Source organism: Alterileibacterium massiliense (genome assembly GCF_900104645.1).
GTDB lineage: Bacteria > Bacillota > Clostridia > Peptostreptococcales > Anaerovoracaceae > Alterileibacterium > Alterileibacterium massiliense.
The window spans coordinates 274,265-296,125 of record NZ_FNWE01000001.1 but is presented as its reverse complement, the minus strand read 5'-3'; the positions used below and the strand labels follow the sequence as shown (position 1 = coordinate 296,125).

The 21,861-nt window shown below is 35.3% G+C and carries 18 protein-coding genes and 1 riboswitch; of the genes, 1 reads left to right on the top strand and 17 read right to left on the bottom strand.

Annotation, left to right across the window (positions count from 1 at the left end):
* Positions 1–36 precede the first annotated feature (36 nt).
* The 17 genes from BQ5371_RS01465 to BQ5371_RS01385 all read right to left on the bottom strand — a co-directional run bounded on the left by BQ5371_RS01465 (position 37) and on the right by BQ5371_RS01385 (position 21,076).
* Complete coding sequence (locus BQ5371_RS01465) at positions 37–1,017, bottom strand: NADH:flavin oxidoreductase (RefSeq protein ID WP_071132177.1); 981 nt, start codon at positions 1,015–1,017, stop codon at positions 37–39.
* Positions 1,004–2,605 carry an NAD(P)/FAD-dependent oxidoreductase gene (locus tag BQ5371_RS01460; protein ID WP_071132176.1) on the bottom strand — a complete coding sequence of 534 codons (1,602 nt, stop codon included), beginning with the start codon at positions 2,603–2,605 and terminating at the stop codon, positions 1,004–1,006. Before BQ5371_RS01460 ends, BQ5371_RS01465 begins: the two co-directional genes overlap by 14 nt.
* 19 nt (positions 2,606–2,624) lie before the next feature.
* Positions 2,625–4,175, bottom strand: a complete 1,551-nt coding sequence (locus tag BQ5371_RS01455) for a cation:proton antiporter (protein ID WP_083377368.1) — start codon at positions 4,173–4,175, stop codon at positions 2,625–2,627.
* Positions 4,176–4,211: 36 nt separating this feature from the next.
* Complete coding sequence (crcB, locus tag BQ5371_RS01450) at positions 4,212–4,574, bottom strand: fluoride efflux transporter CrcB (RefSeq protein ID WP_071132175.1); 363 nt, start codon at positions 4,572–4,574, stop codon at positions 4,212–4,214.
* A gap of 44 nt (positions 4,575–4,618) precedes the next feature.
* Positions 4,619–4,695: riboswitch (Fluoride riboswitch) on the bottom strand.
* A 289-nt stretch (positions 4,696–4,984) separates the two neighbouring features.
* Positions 4,985–5,491 carry a hypothetical protein gene (locus BQ5371_RS01445; protein WP_071132174.1) on the bottom strand — a complete coding sequence of 169 codons (507 nt, stop codon included), beginning with the start codon at positions 5,489–5,491 and terminating at the stop codon, positions 4,985–4,987.
* 18 nt (positions 5,492–5,509) lie between these two features.
* A complete protein-coding gene (locus BQ5371_RS01440) occupies positions 5,510–6,001 on the bottom strand; it encodes a methyltransferase family protein (protein ID WP_083377367.1) in 492 nt (163 codons plus the stop codon).
* A 32-nt stretch (positions 6,002–6,033) separates the two neighbouring features.
* Positions 6,034–6,648, bottom strand: coding sequence for a class I SAM-dependent methyltransferase (locus BQ5371_RS01435; RefSeq protein ID WP_071132173.1), 615 nt, complete (start codon positions 6,646–6,648; stop codon positions 6,034–6,036).
* A gap of 15 nt (positions 6,649–6,663) precedes the next feature.
* The gene (locus BQ5371_RS01430) at positions 6,664–8,385 is read right to left on the bottom strand and encodes an ABC transporter ATP-binding protein (RefSeq protein WP_071132172.1); all 1,722 of its coding nucleotides are present in this window, start codon (positions 8,383–8,385) and stop codon (positions 6,664–6,666) included.
* Positions 8,369–10,123, bottom strand: a complete 1,755-nt coding sequence (locus tag BQ5371_RS01425) for an ABC transporter ATP-binding protein (protein ID WP_071132171.1) — start codon at positions 10,121–10,123, stop codon at positions 8,369–8,371. The genes BQ5371_RS01430 and BQ5371_RS01425 overlap by 17 nt, the downstream gene beginning before the upstream one ends.
* 638 nt (positions 10,124–10,761) lie before the next feature.
* Complete coding sequence (locus tag BQ5371_RS01420) at positions 10,762–12,114, bottom strand: MATE family efflux transporter (protein WP_071132170.1); 1,353 nt, start codon at positions 12,112–12,114, stop codon at positions 10,762–10,764.
* Positions 12,115–12,141: 27 nt separating this feature from the next.
* The gene (locus tag BQ5371_RS01415; protein ID WP_071132169.1) at positions 12,142–13,887 is read right to left on the bottom strand and encodes an ABC transporter ATP-binding protein; all 1,746 of its coding nucleotides are present in this window, start codon (positions 13,885–13,887) and stop codon (positions 12,142–12,144) included.
* Positions 13,888–15,603 carry an ABC transporter ATP-binding protein gene (locus BQ5371_RS01410; RefSeq protein WP_047212288.1) on the bottom strand — a complete coding sequence of 572 codons (1,716 nt, stop codon included), beginning with the start codon at positions 15,601–15,603 and terminating at the stop codon, positions 13,888–13,890.
* Positions 15,591–17,081, bottom strand: a complete 1,491-nt coding sequence (locus BQ5371_RS01405; protein ID WP_071132168.1) for an ABC transporter ATP-binding protein — start codon at positions 17,079–17,081, stop codon at positions 15,591–15,593. Before BQ5371_RS01405 ends, BQ5371_RS01410 begins: the two co-directional genes overlap by 13 nt.
* A 13-nt stretch (positions 17,082–17,094) precedes the next feature.
* Positions 17,095–17,781 (bottom strand): energy-coupling factor transporter transmembrane component T family protein, encoded by a 687-nt coding sequence (locus tag BQ5371_RS01400; RefSeq protein ID WP_071132167.1) that lies wholly within the window; start codon positions 17,779–17,781, stop codon positions 17,095–17,097.
* 3 nt (positions 17,782–17,784) lie between these two features.
* The gene (locus tag BQ5371_RS01395; RefSeq protein WP_019134436.1) at positions 17,785–18,387 is read right to left on the bottom strand and encodes an MptD family putative ECF transporter S component; all 603 of its coding nucleotides are present in this window, start codon (positions 18,385–18,387) and stop codon (positions 17,785–17,787) included.
* A 162-nt stretch (positions 18,388–18,549) separates the two neighbouring features.
* Entirely contained in the window at positions 18,550–19,521 is a 972-nt protein-coding gene (locus BQ5371_RS01390) for a helix-turn-helix domain-containing protein (protein WP_071132166.1), read from the bottom strand.
* A 277-nt stretch (positions 19,522–19,798) separates the two neighbouring features.
* Complete coding sequence (locus tag BQ5371_RS01385; protein ID WP_071132107.1) at positions 19,799–21,076, bottom strand: IS110 family RNA-guided transposase; 1,278 nt, start codon at positions 21,074–21,076, stop codon at positions 19,799–19,801.
* A 414-nt stretch (positions 21,077–21,490) separates the two neighbouring features.
* Between BQ5371_RS01385 and BQ5371_RS01380 the strand changes: the two genes are divergently transcribed.
* Positions 21,491–21,853, top strand: a complete 363-nt coding sequence (locus BQ5371_RS01380) for a plasmid mobilization protein (RefSeq protein ID WP_071132165.1) — start codon at positions 21,491–21,493, stop codon at positions 21,851–21,853.
* Positions 21,854–21,861: the final 8 nt, after the last annotated feature.

Genomic DNA, 21,861 nt, shown 5'->3' with positions numbered 1-21,861 from the left:
TTTAAATAAATATCTTAATAATTTACCAACCCATTATCAAAATAATTTGCCAAGCCATTCTTGATCCTTTAATATCGGTCTTCCTATTCCAATCAAATCCGCCTCTCTATCATCTATCAATTTTTCAGCTACAGATATTTCTCTAATTCCTCCTGTTAAAATTACAGGCACTGACACATTTCTTTTAATAATACGAGATGCGTCACTGAAATAACCCTGCTCATCTTCTTTTCCAGGTCTTCTATAAAAACATAGCCCGCCAGATACATCTATAAGGTCTACTCCTGCCTTTTCTAATAAGATTGAAGCCTCTTTTCCGTCGTAAATCGTATTACCTTTCTCCATATAGTCAGATGCACCAAGTCTAATGAAAATTGGATATTCATCTCCCAAATTTTCCCTTATACCTTTTATTATTTCAAAGTGAATCCTTAGCCTATTTTCAATACTTCCGCCGTAATCATCATCTCTTAAATTTGAAAGAGGTGAATAGAACTGATTGAGCAGGTATCCGTGAGCACTGTGAATTTCTACTGCATCAAAACCTGCCTCTTTTGCTCTAAGTGCTCCACTTACGAAGTCTGAAATTACCCTATCAATATCCTCATTGTTCATGCTTATGTCAGGCTCAAAATATTTGAGTCCAAGATTAGTTGATGGTCCAATATTCCTATGTCCCGTATCAACCGACCTAATTGCTCCCCCTGCATGGTTAATCTGACATATAGCAGGTATATCATAAGAATGAATTGCACTTGCTAGGGCTTTTAAGCCTTCTATATCCGAATCTCTGCTTATAGATAATTGGTGTCTTGATGCTGCTCCCTCAGGAGATACAAATGCGTGCTCTACTATGATTAACCCAAGATGACCCGTCTTTGCTATCCTTGAATAATATGCAATTGTTTCATCAGTAACCCTGTGCTCCAGTGAGCCTGTCGTGCTTGCCATAGGTGGTAATATCAGCCTATTTTTAATAATAAGATTTTTTATCCTAATATCCTCATATTTCTTCATTGCTAAACCTCTCTATTATCCTATTCGCCTGCTTTATGCCGTCACACGCTGCCGAGGTAATTCCTCCAGCATATCCTGAGCCCTCTCCTGCCGGATATATTCCGCGAGCATTAGTGCTCATTCCTTTTTCATCTCTTAATATTCTGACAGGTGCCGAGCTCCTTGTTTCAACTGCCTTGATAATGGCATTTTCGTCATCATACCCCTTAATTTTTTTTGCAAAATATGGCACCGCCTCTCTTATCGCTTCATATGCAAATGAAGGCATGGATGATATAACAGATTTTGCACTTCCATTGAGAAAATCTCTCATAGTGCATGAAGGAGGATTAAAATTTTTCCCGCCATTTAAAAATGCAAGCCTCTCATATCTTTCTTGAAATCTTACCCCTGCCAAGTCATCATCACCTTCAAAATCGCTGGTCCTGACATCAGCTAGGATACCGCTGTTTGCAGTACCACTATTTCTAAGCCTGTTGCTCATTCCATTTACACATATTTCTCCATCTTCTGTCGTACAGTTGATCACTTCGCCACCAGGGCACATACAGAATGAATAAACCCCTCTGCCATTGCTCGCCTTATATGAAAGCTTGTAATCTGCAGGGGGCAATCTTTTCTCATCTCCATACATTGCTCTATCTATGAGTTCTTGAGGATGCTCCATCCTAACTCCAATTGACAAGGGTTTTTGTTCCATATCAATCTTTATATCATTTAACATCTTATATGTATCTCTTGCACTATGTCCAATTGCAAGTATTAAAGCATTTGTTGGAATTTCTATTATCTCTCCCTCTTTATCAAGTCTTTGAACTGATATGGAAGATAGCTCGCCGGATTTTATCTCCATATTTATCAGTTTTGAATTAAATAGAATATCTCCTCCAAGGCTTAAAATTTCTTTTCTTATATTAGTTATAACTCCTCTTAAAACATCGGTGCCTATGTGAGGTTTCTTTTTGTATATTATTTCTTCACCTGCACCGGCTTTTGCAAATGTCTCAAGCACATATCTTATATTTGGATCTTTTATACCTGTTGTTAATTTGCCATCTGAAAAAGTGCCTGCACCACCTTCGCCAAATAAGTAGTTTGAATTATTATTTATCCTTCGTTTATTTACAAAATCATCTACATCTTTAACCCTCGCGTTCATCATCTTTCCACGCTCAATAACAAGAGGTTTATATCCCCTTTTAGCAAGTTCGAGGGCAGCAAAGATTCCACAAGGACCAAATCCAGCTATGACAACTCTACCCTTTATCTTAGAACTTCCACATTTTGGCGAAGTTTTATCATATTCCTTTCTAAATGTGCATTTATTTTTTTTCATCAATTTTTTTGAAATATCTTTTTTTGTATTAAAATCGACCGAGTATACCATCTTTATATTAGTTTTATCTCTGGCATCTATTGATTCCCTTTTCACGCTCCACCAAATTATTTCATCTTGAGGTATAGATAATAAACTAGAAATTTTTTTAGGTAATTCTGTCATCTCAGTGCCAATTTCTAATTTCACCTCATTTATCTGGTATTTTTTGCCCACGGTCCTTTTTCCGCCGTACCAAATTCTATCATTCATAAATTTGTAATCCTATTTTTTATCTTTTTTTATTTTGAGCATCTTTTTTATCTTTATCATCTATATCAATTTTGCAAACTGATTCATCATCATGAAAATCACAATATATTTCTTTAATCTCATCACTTTGTTTATCGAGTAATTTTTTTCGCTCACTTATCTGATTTTTTTCAAATCTTTTATTCTCTCTCCTCTGCTTTTTTAGTAGAGCTTCCATTCTAGCCTTTTCATAAGGGTTTTTAATGGATTCGAGCCTTTCTTTTATTCTATTTTCCGCAATATCCATATATTCTCTGGCAAGTTCATGCTCTCTATCTATATGTGATTTAATAATCTTATTTATCTCTTTTGGCGAATGAATAATCTCAACAACAGCATTGATTGGGTCTGCGTCTACAACCCTATATGTAATTGAACCTAGGAAAGGCATTATAAATACGCTAAGTGCTCCTGCAGCAATTAGAACAGAGGCTATGTCAGTATTCATAAATTCATACTTAACAGCAATTGTTGTTATCGCAACTATGAGCGGAAGGGCTGTCGTGCAATAAAATCCGACTGAAAATCTGTGGTGTATATTAATTCTAGTATCCGGATTTTTATCTAGGGAGAGAGATATAACAATAGGTATTGTTCTTATCAAAAATAGCATGAGTATAAATAATAAGAGAAGCATTGGTCTTTTTGAAACTGCTTTCAAATTTATACCACAACCTGAAACTACGAAAAATATTGGAACTAAAAATCCATATGCTATACCATTTAATTTTTCTTCAAGTGTGTAATTATCATCAGGTATTATATATCTTAATACAAATCCTGCGGCAAAAGCACCTAGGACAATATCCAGATCGAAAATTGATGAAAAGGCAACCAAGGTGATGAGTATTAGAATTGTTATCCTTAGAATTATTTGCGATGTGGTATCAGCTTTTTTAGAAAGAAAATTATAAAAAATCGATGCTCCTCTCATGACTCTATTACCAAGTGCTCCTATCCAAAGGCATATTAAGAGCATCAAAGCTAGTATTAAAGCTGTCTTCCATGTGGTTCTTGTAGATAGAAGGACTGCCATTGCAAGCACAGTAGCCAGCTCTCCCCATGTTCCATATGCAATTACCAGATCACCAACCCTAGTTCCTGTCAACGCCCTTTCCTTTAGTATAGGCATGAGTGCTCCAAGGGCTGTTGTAGTAAATAGAAGTGCTGTAGCAATTAAGCCCTGCCTGCCCTCTGCAATATTAGGCATTATAAAGGCTATAATAAGACCTATTATAAATGTGAAAATCCATGTAAGAAAACCCTTTCTTCCATCTCTTCCTGTCAATGCCTTGGGGTTAATCTCATATCCTGCAAGCAGGAATAAAAAGGCACAGCCGAGGTCTGAAAGGAAGATTATTGCCTCACTTTTTGCATCAATTACACTTAGTGCATTATGTCCCAAAATTGCACCTGACGCGATGAGTATAACTGTTTCCGGAATAATTTGCTTTGGTATAATTGCTGCAACAATCGGTGTAAGTGCCGCAATAAGGGCTATTACCATAAGTGAAATAAAACTCTCAGTCATAAGTATCTCTTTCTTTTTTATATTGCTAAATTCTAATTAAACCATTTTTATTCCTATCATTACCCCTAATAAGCATAAGATAAGAGAAATAATTGCATAAACTATTCCTATTAGTGCATTTCCATTTTCGAAATACTCAAATATTTCATATGAAAAAGTTGAAAAAGTAGTAAGTCCCCCGCAAAGTCCAAATTTTAAAAACAATAGTTTGTTCTGACTAATACCATTTTTTTGTGACTCTGCTATTATAATCCCTATCATAATAGCACCTAAAACATTTGCCATTAAAGTATTAATTGGGAAATTATTATGTGTATTAATTTCAACTTTGGTAATTAAATATCTCAATATTGAGCCAAAAAATCCCCCTATTCCTACTGCCAAACACCTTATTAACATATAGATTCTCCTTTCAATTTTATCTAACAATTATATATGTTATTGCAAAATTAGAAGTCATCAGCTATATGTCATAGCGGTTTCGGTAAATCCGCGGGAGAACTTCATTCCCATAACGATTTAATTATAAATAGTGTAATTATTCATTTCAAGAAATATATTATAATACTCAGCTAATACTCATCTAATTACTAAGCTGATACTCAGATAAAGCTTATAAATATCAAAAATTTCAAAATCCTTCCCACACAAAAAACCGTTGAAGTTTCAACGGTTTTACTTATATGGAAAGGAAATCATATATTGATAGAATTTCAGCATATGGGTGCGAATCGAAGGGTATGGGTGAAGCCCCATTTTCTGCATTTTGATAGAAGCATTTCCATGATTTAGATAAACAACCCGAAAACTTATCTTCCTATCAACCCAGTAATCAAAGCCTGGATCGCAGCAACAAACGGAATTATCAAAAATGGTGTGACTACAAAATGTTCCATGATTGCCAAATGCTTCATCCAGTTGCCGAACTCATAGTCAGGGTGTCCTTCTGTGCCGGGAATGACGATTTTATCCTTATATTTCCCCTGAAATAACAGACAATCCAGCAAAAAGAAATCTCCAAGGTTTAATATGCTCCACTGAATATATCCCATCAAAAAAAGATTCCAAAAGCCCGCAATGCCTGTATGTAAAATACTTGCTGTTGAATATATGAAGCAAATCCCGCAAATTATAATTGTCAAAATGTGATTTATTTTTTTCTCTTTTTTTGTCATCTGTTCGTGTGCGGCTTTCTGAATTGCCTTTGGATAAGAATCAAAAAAATATCTCGGATCAATAAGCACTACGGCTGCCACCGAACCGCTAAAGATTGCGGCTATCGCAATCCCGTCTAAAATCGCTCGCATTACATACATAAAACCCACTCCTTCGTCCTATCTCTTTGGAATCCAGGGAATGCACCTGTTTGTTCTATCCTTATAAGCCTCGTACTCTTTACCAAAGATTGCTAGCAGCCATTTTTCTTCCGTATTTTTCATCAAAAATGTCATGAAAAGCCAATACAAAGGAACAAGAAAAAATAAAATCCAGTTTCCTCGAATTAAGATTGCTCCGATTACAATAAGGAAAAATGCCGAATAAATAGGATGCATTACCCATGCGTAAATTCCGTCAGTCACCAGCTTGCCATTTTTTATTTTATCGATAACCCGAGATTTAATTACGGCTAAAACCCAGACTAAACCCCCCTCCATAATAAGAAGAACAGCTAAAATGAAGAGGATTATGCGGACATACTCATTATCTATTTGAGCAAAAGAAAAAAGATTAGTGTAGCTCAGTAAGATTCCCAATGCTGTAGTAGAAATAAGAACTCCGACAAAAATTGGGCCAACTCCCCATTGGCTCATTTTTTGTTCATTCAAGCAAGACTCACCCCCCTACAGTTTAAAAAATGTTATAAAGTTTTTTCACACAGGATGGCAAGCCAATTTTTGTCTGTGTGAAATGCTCTTATATTAGAAAATCCGACCTTTTGAAGCCTCTCTGTCAAGTCGCTCTCCTTATAAATTTTTAGTCCTTCGATGATATTTATCCACTTGTCCTGCTTTGGATCGGTTCCGTCCGATTCATTGACAATAAGGAATATGCCACCATTCTTTAGTACGCGAAATACTTCCTGAAAGCAGTTTTCAAGCTCGGGCCAGAAATACACGGTCTCGAAAGCGGAAACTGCATCAAAGGTATTTTCGGCAAAAGTCAAACAGGAAACATCGCCCTCAACAATTTGACAGCGATTTTCTGCAATAGCTTTTTGATTGTAATTTTGTGAAGCATCTACGCTTACAGGAGAGTAGTCTAATCCTGTTATATGGCCTTGTGGACAGCGCTTTACCCAGCTTGCCACATTTGCCCCGCCGCCGCAACCTATGTCAAGGACAGTTGCAGAAGAAGAAATATTGACATGAGAAAAGCCCCATTCAGCTACTTTGGCATGCCCAATATTCATAAGTTTAACCATCAACTTTCCTCCAAAGCCGATAGGTTTTGCTGTGTTTTGAAAAAATCCCATAAATGCTCCTTTATCCTAATAACTAAACTCTTCTGCCAGTTTTGTTTTATTTATAAGATTTGCATATGTTTTGGAGGAGTTTATCAGCTCCTTGTGTGTTCCCGAATCTTCAACCAAGCCGTCATCAATCACAATAATTTTGTCCACATTTTCGATTGATTTTAATCTATGAGATATAATGATTACCGTTTTATCTTTGATTAACTTGTTTAAGCTCTCTTGTATTTTCTTTTCGTTGTCGACATCAAGGCTTGCTGATATCTCATCTAATATCAAGATAGGAGCATCTTTCAAAAATGCTCTGGCAATGGATAGCCTCTGCCTTTCTCCACCAGACAATTCTGCTCCATTCTCACCAATTTTTGTATCAAATCCATCCGGAAGCTTTTCAATAAAATCTATGCAATTTGCAAGCTTTGCAGCTCTTTTTACTTCTTCGTCTGTCGCGGTTTCTTTTCCAAGGCGAATGTTTTCTAAAATGCTCGTATTAAAAAGTGTTACATCTTGAAAAACAATAGATACAACCTTAAATAATGAATCTGTAGATATTCCTTTGATGTCTTTGCCACCAACTAAGATTTTCCCTTCATCGTAGTCATACAGCCTTGAGATTAGTCTTAGGATAGTTGTTTTCCCGCAACCTGATATTCCGGCAAGTGCTGTAACTTCTCCTTGCTTTGCTATGAAACTGATATTTTTGAGCACCTTAGTGTCATCATCGTAGGCAAAAGATACATTTCTAAACTTAACATCATAGCTCAAAATATCGGTGTCTATGCCTTCTTGCAGAGCCGTGCTTCTCATTTCCTTAATTCTTCTTACAGCTGGCTCAATATAAAACATCTCCATTGTTCCTTCTTTTGAAATATCAAAAAGTTCTTTTACTTTTATTGCTCCAATGATGTATGCGACAAGATACAGCATCGTTATTTCACCGTGAAGAAAAAGAGACATTCCAATCATTATAACAACCGCTACGCTGATATACGAAAAAAGCGTAGACAATCCCATAACAGACATTGAACCAAATTCAACTTTGAAGTGAATTTTTTCGCTTTCTTCCATTTTTTTGTACAAAGAATCCTTCACTTTTGCAGATTGATTGAAGCTGCTTATCTCTTGCTGCAGTTCTATTGTTTCCTGAAAAGCAGCCGAATTATCCCTTAAGACATCGAAATATTTACTGTAAGAAGCCACTTCTTTTTTCTTGGCGAGTGGCAAAATAAGGAAACTTAGAAGCGTCGGGATAATAGCGGCAAGCCCTAATTTCCAATTCCCAATAAGCATCGCAAGCCCCATAAGAGGAAAAAACAGCCACATACCTACTACTTTCGGGATAGAGTGACTTATCGCATGTTCGATCTCTTGAACGTCAGACATAATCGTTTGAGAAAGGTCTGACAAGTCATGTTTTGAGAAATATGCAATTGGAAGATTGGCTAAATTTTCTGCAATATCTTTTCTCAAATCCGCTGATTCTTTGTACGTGGCATTAAATAGGCTCGTATATTCTTTAGAAAGTAATACATACATGAATACTAAAGTAAGTACCGCCATACTTACATACTGCCATACGCTGCTTACATTTCCTAAAACGAGCTGATTAAACAATGCAATCAATATAAACATTGGAGCTAAATTTATAAGATAGGTTAAAAAGCAAAACCAGGTTGCTTTTGTTAAATTTTTTGCTCCCTGCTCGGATATACAGTAGCGTTTTTTATAATAATTTTTCATTTGACACCCTCCAATCGTTTGCTGTTTCGTATAAATTAAGCAATCTACTGTATAAGCCCTGTTTTTTTAGAAGTGATGTGTTATTTCCTTTTTCTGCCACCTTGCCGTTCTCTATGACTATGATCTCATCTACATTCTTGATGCTGCTCATTCTATGAGCAATCATAATGACGGTTTTATCCTTCATTAGATTTTTAAAGGCTTTTTGCAGCTTGTATTCGTTGTCGGCGTCAATAGAAGCGCTCGCCTCATCCATGATTACTATAGGAGACTTCTTCAAAATAGCTCTTGCAATCGCAATTCTTTGTTTTTCTCCACCCGAAAGATAAACGCCCTTTGAGCCTATGATCGTGTTTTCTTTTTCTTTAAATTTTGAAATTATTTCATCACAGCCTGCAAGATTCATTGCTTCCATAACTTCCTCTTTGCTTGCCGTTTCATCAGCTAAAGCCACATTCTCATATATAGATTTTTTGAACAGTTTGCTGTCCTGAAATACAAACGAAATATTTTTAATAACAGACTCTTTTGTATACTCTTCTAAAGAATGACCACCAATTTTAATCGCTCCGCTATCAAGTTTGTAAAAGCCTGATAGCAGTTTTGCTATTGTGGATTTTCCGGAGCCGGAATGTCCAACTAAAGCATAAATTCTATTCTCGTCAAGAGAGAGTGAAAATTTATCTAAAACTTTATTTCCGCCATATGAAAAGCTTACATCTTCAAATTCAATATTGTAATTATCAAAATGCTCTAATTTGCCGTATGAGAGCTTGTCTTCTTGCATTGTGTCGTATAACTTTTCTAAACTGTCTATTGCATAATTTGCATTAAAAATATTTTGAGCAGCCCACATGATTTTCATAAATGAGACCATGATGACACCGCTTAAGAAAAAGATCATAATAAGCTCTACTGCTATTGTCTTAGGATCACTCAGATCGGTTAAGAAAAAACTGAGTGGGATTCCTATGATGGCAATAAGCCCTAAAAATATTAATTGGTATAGAACATAAGGATTTTTACAAGAGATGGAATAATTGTAGGCATATTTTGAATAATTCATAATCGCTTCGCTGAGAGCCTTAAATGATTTAAGTTTGCTTCCGAAAATTTTAATGACCTGTATACCTCGCACATATTCGACTGTTTCGGAGCTTAATTTGTCAAGGGATGACTGATATAGTTTCATAAATTCACCATTTCCCATCATTCCTTTTAATATTAAGCCACTTACTAAAGATAGTATTAATATAATCGTGCCAACACGAACACTGATAACAAATGATAAAATAAGAGCAAAAATCGGTACTAAAAAAGCCTGTGAGTTGTCAGGCAACATATGTGCCACAGCCATGTGTGTTTTGGCGGCGTTGTCATCTATCGTTTTTCTAATAAGGCCGGACGGGTTTAGATCAAAAAACCGAAAGCTTGCCTCGGTCAAGCCATCAATGCCTCTTTTTCTCAAATTTGTCTCTAATCTAAAAGCCAGCTTATGAGAGAAAAGACCTGATAGAATGTATAGCAAAGCACTTAAAGTCAAAAAAATCACAATTAGCCAGGAATTGAGACTTGCGTTTTCAAAATTGCTATTTACTATTATTTCTTTGAAAAATTGATATATAAAGTAGTATCCACATACCATTAAAAAAGCTGATATTCCCGATATGATAATCGCAAGATATCCACTTATCTTACTATCCGGCACATATCGAAATAACTTACTGTAGACTTTCATTTTATCTCCTTCCATTTATTTTATGATTGTATTGCTTAATACTTACTGTACAAAATTCTTTAAATCGCAACTACGAGTTAGCTTAGACTAACTCGTAGTATAAACCTAAATTTCAAAATTTTCAAGTCTTAATCTTTCCTTGCATTCTCCTGTAGTGTGCATCCTTTGCGTGGCATTGCAAAAATACTTCCAATTAAGCACTTTCGAAGATAAAGGCTCCTCTTGATTAGTATGCCTTCGAATACTTTACTCAAAAAGCAAACGATATACCCACAAAGCAAACCTTTACATTTAGAGCCGTCCGCACATGGTGACGAAAACAAGAAAATCCCGTCCCGGAAACGGCTCCGGGGCTGGCTAACTTATGCCTTTAAAAGCTAAAATCCTTTGAAATCAACGCTTTTTGGCAATAAAAAAGGAAGCACATTTTTCTATCAAAATATGCTTCCTTATTTGGAAAGGAAATCATATTTTGATAGAATTTCAACCTATGGGTGCAAATGCAAGGTCGTGGGTGCAAATGAGGGTGCGTGGGTGCAATTCAAGGGGTATGGGTGCAGCTCCATTTTACAACTAACTATTCCTCATAAATTAAGCCCTTCTACTATTTCAGGTATTCACGCACATAATAAGAAATTTTATGCTTTTACTTTTTCTTTGCTCATATTATTTAGTTCTCCAAGCATCATGAAGATGCCTACAACAATCATAATGAAATCAACAAGGGGCTGTGTGAACCAAACAGCTTTTACTCCAAACACCATTGGCAGAAGAACCATTGCAGGAACAAATAGGAAGAGCTGTCTAAGCATAACAATAATTCCTGCTTTCTTTCCGTTCCCGATTGATTGGAAGAATGTAATTGTCATTACCATTACTCCATACAGAATAAATACAGAATAGAATAGTCTGAAATTCCCAACGCCCTGTGTTATGATACTTGCTTCTACTCCAAACAAGGAAAGTATCTGACTTGATAGCAATAATGATGGAATCCAAAAGATTGCCGCAAGCACAAGTCCTCCGATAGAAAATACCTTCATTGCTTGCCTTACTCTTTCATATTGCTTTGCTCCGAAGTTTGTTCCGACAACAGGCTGCAATCCTTGACTCATTCCCCAAAGTGGAATGAACGAAAAGGCATATACACGAAGCGATGCTGCCATCAAAATTCCGTTTGGATCTCCGCCATACTTAAATGCCATTTTATAAAGCATAGTCTGTTGAATCATGAACAGAAGCTGCATCATCATAGCTGATGAGCCTACTCCAAACATTTCTTTTTTTATTTCCGCATCAGACTTAATCTTATGAATTTTTACAACCTTGCTCTTTTTCAGGAAGTAGTGCAGCGTTACAACTGCTTGAACAAATTGGGCTGTAATAGTAGCAAGTGCGGCACCCTCAATGGCGTATTCACCCATAACTGTCATTAAAATCGGATCAAAAATGATATTCAGTAAAGCTCCAAGTCCCATTATCATCATGGCTTTTTTCATTAGACCTTCGCCACGCATAACCATGTTTGCGGACTGTGTAAAATTTACAAAGAGGGAACCGATAAAGATTACTCTTAGGTATCTGATACCATAAGTTTTGATCTCACCCGTTGCTCCGACCATATCTAAAAAATGTGGTGCAAGCAGTATTCCGCCAACTGTTATGATCGCTGAAAACAAAATCACCCAGAAAATCAGGTTGCCCATGATTTTATCTACGGTTTTCTGATCTCCTTTACCAATCGCTCGTGATAAAACAGATGCAGAACCTACACCAAGAAGTGTAGACACCCCGCTGTTAAAAAAAGTAAGTGGCATCGCAACGCCGCAGGCGGTCATGGCACTTTGCCCTATAATATTTCCCGCAAAAATTCCGTCCATCAGCGGGTATAGACCGATGACTATCATTCCGATAACTGCCGGAATGGATAGCTGAAAGAGTAAATCTATCGGTCTTTTTGTTAACAGTTGTTCTTTCATATCTTGCTTCATTCTAAAGTCCCCCTTCTAAAAATGTTGCTATTTGATTTTCCATCCGATTGCTCTTTCCCTTTGATAAATAAATCGCTGATAAATTTGTGATTTCTCAAGTAGCTCCCCATGTGTTCCAACACTTTCTACCTTACCTTTATCCATTACAACAATCTGATCTGCACCTTGAATGGTTTCCAATTTATGTGCAATGACAAGTACAGTTTTACCTTTTAGTAAATTGTGTAAAGCAACCATAAGTTGTTCTTCATTCTCAGGATCTACGCTTGATGTTGCCTCATCCAAAATCACAATCTTACTTGGTTTAAGCATTGCTCTGGCAATGGAAATTCTTTGACGCTCGCCTCCTGATAAGTTAGAGCCTCCTTCCTGCAAAACCGTATCATATCCTTGAGGTAGTGCCATAATAAAATCATGGCACTGTGCCTGTTTAGCAACTTCCATAACTTCTTCATCACTTGCATCAGGATTACCAAACTTAATATTATTCTTTACTGTGTCATCAAACAGGTACACATCTTGAAAAACAAAAGTAAAATTAGACAACAGGTTGTCATATTTAAAATCTTTTATATTTTTCCCATCAATCAAGATTTCGCCGCCATCAACATCCCAAAATCGTGATATTAAGTTACAGAGTGTTGTTTTTCCACTTCCTGAACCGCCTACAATAGCTGTTGTCTCTCCTTCCGATATAGAAAGAGTTATTCCATCAAACAATGATTGTTTTTCATAAGAAAATTTCACGTTATTAACCTCAACTTTGGCAACATTCAATTCCGTTACATTGCCTTCTGAAATTGTTGGTAGCTCTCGAAGTTTGGATATGGCATCTAAATTTTGTACTGCAACCCCCCTTATATTTTGCATACTTCCAGCCATCTCAAATCCTGCAAATACAATAAAGCTTGATACTATAAGCATTACCGCTTTATATGGTGGAATCGAAGCAGAACAAAAGCGCAAAACTGAAGAAAGTATAATTGCGCAAATACCCAGTTTGAAAATAAAAAGGAAAATAAGAGCGGCAGGAGCAACTGTTTTTTCAACATTGATAAATCCTTTGCGGCTTTCAGAGATATTCCTATCTAATTCTGTTATCATTTCTTTCCCTTTTCCAAAAGACTTGATAACGCTAATTCCTTTTACATATTCTAAAGTGGTTGCATTCAAGTTGATTTTTAATGATTGTAGTTTCTTCGTCAACTCATCTGCTTTTTTCTGAAAGAGGGCATTACTTAACATCCCCACAAATAAGGTCGCTAATATGATAATCCCTGTAACCATATCAAACGGAAGCATAAAAAGTGCCATGATTGCTGTTTGAATCACTCCTACAAAAAGTGTTTCAATAATATTTACACCTACGGTTTCAAGCTCCCCGATTACTGTCGTTAATCCTCCGGATATATTTCCAAGTCGATTGTTGCTGAAATATCCCATGTTTACTCGTTTTAATTGATCGCCGATATATAATCTGTTCTCTGCTCCCATGTTATAAGTAGCAATATACTTATTGTGATCTGCCATATAACTACATAGTATTTTTCCTACAACACTTAACATTGCCACGCCAAATACAATATATACATCCTGTATAAGTACTTCTCTATGCTCAAAAATATTCTGAAATACTTTGAGTAAAAAAAGCATGATAGCTCCAAGCGCAACGCCCTCAAAAATACTTTTAAGTACCTCAAATAGAAGCATTCTACTGAGTTTTGACGATTCTTTGCCTGCAATAGCATATAATTTTTTAATTAAATCTCTCATTTACTTTACCTCCGCCTGTTGATATACACTAATGTGCGATTTCCACATTTTTGCGTAGGTTTCGCTTTTACCAAGAAGCTCGGAATGTGTTCCTTCAGCTTCTATTTCTCCATTGGTTACTACAATAATCTTGTTCGCACGAATTATAGTCGAAAGTCTATGAGCTATCATAATAACGGTTTTATTTTTAACCAATGCATCTATAGATTTCTGAATTTCTGCCTCATTGTCTGGATCAGAGTAAGCAGTAGCTTCATCCAAAAGAACGATAGGACTATCTTTTAGCAACGCTCTTGCAATGGTAATTCTTTGACGTTCACCACCCGAAAGATTATTGCCCGCTTCACCAACAATCGTGTTATATCCGTCAGGCAAGCTCATAATAAAGTCATGACAACTGGCTTTCTTGCACGCTTGTTCAATTTCTTCAATACTCGCATCAGGCTTAGCCAATTTCATATTTTCTAAAATGGTTTTTTTGAAAAGATAATTCTCTTGCGAAACATAGGTTACAAGTTCCATATTTTTTTCAAGAGAAATATCTTTTACATTTACATTGCCTATGCAAATTTTTCCATTGTCAGCATTCCAATATCCGGCAATTAATTTTGCAATGGTAGATTTTCCGCTGCCTGAATATCCTACAATAGCTGTAAGTTGTTTTTCTTCTGCATGAAAAGACAAATTTTCAAATACTTTCTTTTCGTCGTTATAACCAAAACTTACATTTTCAAAGGTTATGCCGTAAGAGCTTATCGTATTACAATTATCTCCTCTTTCAAGCTCCGGCAAATTCATTACTGTCTTGATTTCATCAATCACTACTCTTACGTTTGCCATTGTATCCATATGGCTCATTGCTTTAATCAAAGGCTTATAAGATGCATAAGATAACAGCACACACATAATGAGAATGCCAACAGAAATGCTCCCTTTCATGTATAGAAACAAAGAAATAGGCAAGACAAACAACATAGTTGAAGGCAGAATTTCCATTGCAGCAGTCATATAAAAACAAACACTTAAATACCAACTAAGCATACTGTCCCTGTTCTTATTAACGGCATCTACAAATTTTCCATAGGATGACGCTGATTTATTGAAAGCTTTGATAACCTGAATACCTCTAATATATTCAACCGCAGTAGTATTCATGTTTTTTGCAGCTTGTTGGTAGTTACGAGATTTTTCCTCGTATCCTCCCATCATTAAAAACGAGAACAATACACCGATTGGAAGAGTTACAAGATTGGCAAGACCTATTCTCCAATCAAGCACAAAAATAATAATAACTAACACGATGGGAATAATAACATTTGCGATTACTTCTGGGATTACATGTGCGATTGGCTGTTCCATTTTATCCAAAGTTTCAACCATAAACTGTGTCCATTCACCACTGCTCCTTTTCTCAACTTCCCCCATAGATAATCTGCTTATTTTTCTTGCAAGTTTTTTTCTCTCATCTTCAATAATACGAAAAGCAAGATTATGAGAAGTTAATGTTGATATTTCATGAAAAATAACACTTCCTAAAAGTCCGCATAAAATTATTAAAATAGGCTCTTTATAAATCATAAAATTTATTTTTCCAGCAGCTATATGTTCAACGATTTTCGCCATTGCAAAATATGGCAAAACTCCACAAAGCACCCCAAGGACTGCGACAAAAACTGCAAAAAAAATTTGTCCTAAATGCTTCTTTAACACATCCATTTTTCCACCTCTTTCGCATTCATTGACTTTAATAAGTCTTGTATATTTTCTAAATAATAATCTTCTGTAATTTCCCCATCATCAAGTTTTAATATTCTATTGCAAGTTCTTGCAATAAATTCAATGTCATGAGAGATAATCAGAAATTTGGTTCCATTCTTTTGTTGTTCCTTAATTAAAACCCTAACTTTTTCCATACTGTTAAAATCTAAACCGGATGTTGGCTCATCCAATATAATCATCGGAGCATTTCTCATCATAGCAACACCTAAAACAAGCCTTTGCTTTTGTCCACCAGACAAAGTTGCAGGATGTTTATTTTTTAACTCAATCAAGCCTAATTTTCTTAATATATCTTCGGCTTTATCTATGTTTTTATCAGGATTGTCTAATCCTGTTGTTAATTCGTCTATTAAATCTTCTCCAAAAAGTTGAGAATCTAAATCTTGAGGTATATACCAAATTTTCCCAATGCGTTGCTTGTATTTTTTTGAGTTTCCATCCACTAAGATTTCACCGGAACTTTCTTTCATTAAGCCTGCAAAAACCTTTCCTAATGTGCTTTTTCCCACACCATTTGCACCAACCAAAGCAATAATTTCATTGTTATCGTATTGAAAAGTTATATTTTTAAGCAGCTGGTGGTTCTTAAAATCTTTACTTAAGCCCGTTACCGATATTGGATGTGGCGATGTGATTCCGCTCAAATCGGTATTTGGAATAGAAATATCCTCAAAACGCAAAGAACGAAGCCCTTTTTTATTAAGCGCCTCAGACTTTTGTTCCTGTATTTCATTTGATGAATATTCTTTAATTATTTTTCCGTTTTCCATAAAAATATATCGGTCAGCAATACCTCTTAAATAAAAAAGTCGATGTTCTGCGATAATACTTGTTTTTCCACTGTTTTTTAATCTTTTTATTAAGTCTGCAAGAAGATATGTTGCACTTAAATCAAGATTTGCTGATGGTTCATCAAATACATATACGTCAGGCTCCATTGCTTTTGCCGAACATATTGCTACTTTTTGTCTCATGCCATATGATAAGGAATAGATACTTGTATTGAGTAAATCTTCAATTCCCATTTCTTTTACAGTTTGATTAACTCGCTTTATTATTTCACTATGTGTAAGTCCCATATTTTCGCATCCAAACGCAATTTCCCCGGCAACTTCATTGGAAAAAAACTGACTTCTTGGATCTTGAAAAACGTTACCAATCATTTTCCCTATTTCCCAAGATGGTAATTGATGTATGTCCTTCTCTTTAATAAAAGTCTTTCCGCTTAACTCTCCTTGAAAGAACGACGGTATAAGCCCGTTTATCACTCTTGTTAATGTGGATTTTCCGCAACCTGAAGCTCCAATGATTGCAATACACTCCCCTTGTAGGATGTTTAAATTGATGTCATTAAGCTGCATTTCATTTTTATTGTATGAATAGCTTACATGATGAATCTTTACTTCACTTTTCATCAATTTCCCCTCCTCAAATAATGCAAACGATTAGCAATAAAAGACTGATCGTTAAAATCACAATATCTGTCTTACTCATTTTTGTTTCATAATAGCTTTGTTTTTTACCGGTGTTTTCAACACCTCTTACAATAGCCGCTGCAGCAAGTTCATCTCCAACTTTAATTGAACGAAAAATTAAAGGGACTACTACATACTCAACAGTTCTTAATGGATGAAAGAACACCTTTTTTTTACTTCCGGTTAATCCACGCACCTTCATTGCTTCTTTTATCGTTTTTATTTCCCCTGATATGGTTGGAATAAATCTGATCATAATCACCAAAATCAGAAGTATATTTTGTGGCATTGAGCTTTTCTGAAATACAGCAATCAATTTTCCTGATGGTATTTTGAAAGTTAAATAGGCAGCCATAATAGGAACAATAAATTTATATATCATTCCTAATAACATCGGCGATATTATCATCACTCCTTTTGGAATCATCATTATCAACCAAAATGTTGTAAATGAATAAAGCAACACATATTGCACGCTTTGTTTGACAAAACCTAAATATGCAAGAAGCATAGCCAGCCATATCACAAACAAAGCGTGCATATAATAGCTTTCAGTAAAAATAGATACCATACAGGCGAGAAATGTTAATAATAGCGCACCTATACCACTTAATTCTCTTAGTCTTTTCTCGCAGCTCATTGTTTAACTCAAAATTCCGGCTTTTTCAAAGTGTTTTTTGAGAATTTTTTGTGATATAAGCACACCTAATGCAGATAATATTACCGTTATAATTACACCAACGAGCATCAATTTCGGAGAAGAAACCATATTATACTGAAGCTTCATCGTAGCATCTGCAAAACCACTTGCGAGTGCCTGTTTTTGATAGCTTTCCCATGCAACCCAGCAAGGTACGCCAATTCCCAATACCATGCCGATTCCATAGGTACTCCAGCCAATCATGTTTCTAACAGGATTTCTATATGTGTTTTTACCAATCATCACAATTTCAGAAATCACTGCAACAGCTATAAAATAAGGAACCATAAACATATAACCCATCGCTGCGGTAATAAGTGCATATATCATTACCCAAACAAATAAAAGACCATGCTTATTTACTCTGTTGGCTGCTACCAAGTAAAAAATTGAACCCAAAAACATTTCAATGCCTGCTGTTCCATAAAGGTAAAGAATAGGGATAGCTACCGTACCCATTCCCACTAAAAATGCTATTGCATAGAACAGAGCCATCATAACGGCAACCGTTACAATATCCTTTACCGTCATTTTTTCTTTCGTCATATTAAACGCCTCCTTTTTGGTTAGATAAAGCTAACATCTGTTCGAAAAAAATAGGAAGACCGGATGGTCTTCCTGCAACAAATGTCCATCTTCAGCAACTATGTTACATCAAAATGGATATTTCTCTTATAACCTATTAGACCTTTATTTGCTCCAAACAGGTCAAACAGATTTACTCCTATATTGTTGTGGTGTCTCTCCAAAATGTTTTTTAAAAGCTGAAGAAAACTTGCCTTGATTTAAGTATCCTGCTAAATCCGCTATTTCTCCGATAGACATACTTGACTTATGAATTAGTAACTCTGCTGCCGCTTCAAGACAAGTTTTTTTAATAAAACTGCCTATTGAATTTCCGGTTATATAAGAAAAACATCTTTTAAGACTTGATTCAGAAATTGCATATTTTTTTGCCAGTTCAGAAATAGAATATCTGTCAAAAGGATTTTCCATAAGAGCTTTGTAGCATTCTTGAGTTGCTTCGTACACAGGCTCAGAAAAGGATGGAAGTTTATGTGTGTCTTTACTTTCAACTAAACTCAGAAATAGTAATAGTTCTATTGTTTTAATTATTGAATATGGAAGCTGTATCCTCTCATCAACCCTATATAATTCACCAATAATATGATTGATTTCATGACGAGAGCGGATAATTAACGCCGCCCCATTTTTGCACACCTTATCCCGCATTTCAAACAAATCTATATTTCCATATGGAAAATATTTTGAAATGGACTTTTGTGCTATACTCATATCAATAAAAAGAGAAAGCCCTACATATTTTTTCATGGGAATACAAGAGTTTTCAAACGGTACTTTCCCAAGTTCTAAAACACTTAAATCTCCTTTTCCAATAAATGCGCGTTCATTATTTTCCAGCTTAAATTCATAGCACCCTTCAAGGCAATGATCAATTTGTAAGATTCCTTCTTTAGGTGTTATTTTTTGATGTGTTGTTTCCATATTTAAGTTGTTATAAGATAATTGAATTCCTTCAAGCAAATCATAACAACGCATTTCTCCTGTACCCGTTTCGTTTCTAAAACGATAAACTTTCGCATTATCAACATTTTTCTTCTCCGAAAAAATATACCCATTGTAGGCGTTTTCGATAATACTCTTTCTATTTAACTCCATACCTTTTGTCTCGCTTCTTGATAATTTTTTGCTATTTATTTTACTATTATACCATAAATATGAGCCTCCCTCTTCCCATCTCTTGTTAAATTTGATATACTGTTTTGAAAATATGCTTAATACTTGCTATCTTAATCGTTCTTTTGTAGACCAACTAAGGAAGTCAATAGTTATTTTAAAAATTTTTTTTAAAAATTTTTAAGTCACAAAACTTAAAAATGTGCATAGCAAACAAGCCTCATACACTTTCATTTTTTGAGGCAACACTTTTAATAGTTTATGCGACTAACTTACTCTTTTCTCGAATTAGTTTTTGATGCTCTTCGGGTGTTCTTAACTCAAATGATTTTTGATTTCTGAGGACAGCAAAAATAATTTGAACCATCTTTCGCATAATTGCACACATTACAACTTTGTATGGTTTTTCAGCTATCTTCTTTTCAAAATAAGCTCGCATAACAGGATTTAAATACTCTCTGTTGCGATTTGGATACACATTAGATTTAGCCAGCATATGGAGAATTGAGCGAACATGAGGTGATCCTCTTTTAGAGATTTTATTGTTTTTCCTATTGTATGTTCCACTTTGGGTTACTCCTGGATCCAAGCCAAAGAAGGCAACTAATTCTTTCGGTTTCGAGAAATTGGATATATCTCCAAGCTCTGATAAAACAACACATGCTGTATACTCTCCAACTCCTGGAATACTTTGTAAAAGCACTATTTCTTTATGAAACTTTTCATCTAAAAGTGATAGCCTTTTGATTTCATTATCGATTGCTTTCAAAGCTTCCTGTAAACTAAAAATAACCCTCACAGTTGTTTGAATAAGTACTGCTGAACTAAGGCTTACTATACAAACTTCAATAGATTTTTCAGCAGCTTTCAATAGTTTTTCATATTTTACTTCGGCATAGGAGCTGCTTTTATGTGAATTTTCTTTTATCAGTTGAATAATATCTTGCTTATTTTCAGGAGATAAGACTTCCTGTATAGTAGGATATTTTTCAAGCAAAGACAAAGGTGTTTTCCCTTGCAAATCCGCAAATACTTTCTTGAAATCTGGAAAGGAAATATCTAAAAAAGCGATTAATCGGTTGATGTGTTCCACAATTTCATCCGTCAATTCTTTATGCTGTCTGCAAAGCTTTTTGATACTGTTAACGGTATCTGAATGTGTAATTGTTTCGTTGTAATTCTTAATACGATATAGCAACGCTATATTATATGCATCTGTTCTATCTGATTTAATTTTTCGGATATTGATATTTTTCAATGCTCCACTTTGAATCGGATTAATTACAATGACTTCGTAATTATGCTTACGGAAAAAATTAGCTAAAATTTGATGATAGTGTGCAGTAGCTTCCATGATAATTACTGCTCTGTCCTCGTACTCATCTTCTACCTTTTCAAGTACATAGATGAGCGACTTCATACCATTAATATCATTAGAAATTTTAAGTCTTTTGATGATGTCATTATTAGGTGATAGAATACAGATATCACTGAAAGCTTTACTCACATCAATTCCTACAACAATTTTTTCTGACATAATATACCTCCTATAATTTGGGATGCCCTGTTAATCCAAAACCACAACAGGCTCACGAGTTATACAGGTAATCAATGAATGAACCTAACCAACCGAAAAGATGAAAGGCAATGGAATGAGGGTGGAGTCTACCAAATGAGTAATTCCTAAGTTGGAAACCCAGCAAGCACATAAAACAATCCCATTTCATCCCTAATATCTATAATTTTATCATAGATGATTAGGTTCATTTTTAAGAACTATGCTTAAAGCTGTTCTTATACTATTAGTATATGAGCAAGCACAGTAAGTGTACGGACACTTACGAAAAAATTGATGAAGCAGCCCTCTGGGATCTGCTTCTTTTTTTATCAATTTTTAACTTGTTAGGGTGTACCCTAAGACCCCGAAATACATTCAAAGGAGGATTTACCTATGGCAAATAGAATACGAAATGAAAGACTTGAAATTAAATTAACCGAAGAAGAAAAGGCTCTTTTTGAAGAGAAAAAAAGACTTGCGAAGTGTAGAAACATGAGTCATTTTATCCGCAAATGCGTTTTGGAAAAGGAAATTTATCAAGTGGATTTAGAGCCTTTCAGAGATTTACAAGGCTTACTTTCTAATGCAACAAACAATATCAATCAGATTGCAAAGCGAGTAAATTCGACAGGTATAATCTACAAAGAGGACATCGGTGATATAAAAAAAGAGATTGAACATTTCTCAAAAGAGCTGTGGCGAATTCATTCACTACTTCTGATAGAATTTCAGTCTATGGGTGCAAATCCCTATTAACAGCAAAA

Coding starts and splice junctions, on each gene's coding strand:
- BQ5371_RS01395 (WP_019134436.1), bottom strand. CDS start 18,387: ATGACGAAAGAAAAAATGACGGTAAAGGATATTGTAACGGTTGCCGTT.
- BQ5371_RS01435 (WP_071132173.1), bottom strand. CDS start 6,648: ATGGGATTTTTTCAAAACACAGCAAAACCTATCGGCTTTGGAGGAAAG.
- BQ5371_RS01405 (WP_071132168.1), bottom strand. CDS start 17,081: ATGAAAAGTGAAGTAAAGATTCATCATGTAAGCTATTCATACAATAAA.
- BQ5371_RS01380 (WP_071132165.1), top strand. CDS start 21,491: ATGGCAAATAGAATACGAAATGAAAGACTTGAAATTAAATTAACCGAA.
- crcB (WP_071132175.1), bottom strand. CDS start 4,574: ATGTTAATAAGGTGTTTGGCAGTAGGAATAGGGGGATTTTTTGGCTCA.
- BQ5371_RS01385 (WP_071132107.1), bottom strand. CDS start 21,076: ATGTCAGAAAAAATTGTTGTAGGAATTGATGTGAGTAAAGCTTTCAGT.
- BQ5371_RS01415 (WP_071132169.1), bottom strand. CDS start 13,887: ATGAGAGATTTAATTAAAAAATTATATGCTATTGCAGGCAAAGAATCG.
- BQ5371_RS01425 (WP_071132171.1), bottom strand. CDS start 10,123: ATGAAAGTCTACAGTAAGTTATTTCGATATGTGCCGGATAGTAAGATA.
- BQ5371_RS01465 (WP_071132177.1), bottom strand. CDS start 1,017: ATGAAGAAATATGAGGATATTAGGATAAAAAATCTTATTATTAAAAAT.
- BQ5371_RS01455 (WP_083377368.1), bottom strand. CDS start 4,175: ATGACTGAGAGTTTTATTTCACTTATGGTAATAGCCCTTATTGCGGCA.
- BQ5371_RS01445 (WP_071132174.1), bottom strand. CDS start 5,491: ATGTATGTAATGCGAGCGATTTTAGACGGGATTGCGATAGCCGCAATC.
- BQ5371_RS01390 (WP_071132166.1), bottom strand. CDS start 19,521: ATGGAGTTAAATAGAAAGAGTATTATCGAAAACGCCTACAATGGGTAT.
- BQ5371_RS01420 (WP_071132170.1), bottom strand. CDS start 12,114: ATGAAGCAAGATATGAAAGAACAACTGTTAACAAAAAGACCGATAGAT.
- BQ5371_RS01460 (WP_071132176.1), bottom strand. CDS start 2,605: ATGAATGATAGAATTTGGTACGGCGGAAAAAGGACCGTGGGCAAAAAA.
- BQ5371_RS01410 (WP_047212288.1), bottom strand. CDS start 15,603: ATGGATGTGTTAAAGAAGCATTTAGGACAAATTTTTTTTGCAGTTTTT.
- BQ5371_RS01400 (WP_071132167.1), bottom strand. CDS start 17,781: ATGAGCTGCGAGAAAAGACTAAGAGAATTAAGTGGTATAGGTGCGCTA.
- BQ5371_RS01430 (WP_071132172.1), bottom strand. CDS start 8,385: ATGAAAAATTATTATAAAAAACGCTACTGTATATCCGAGCAGGGAGCA.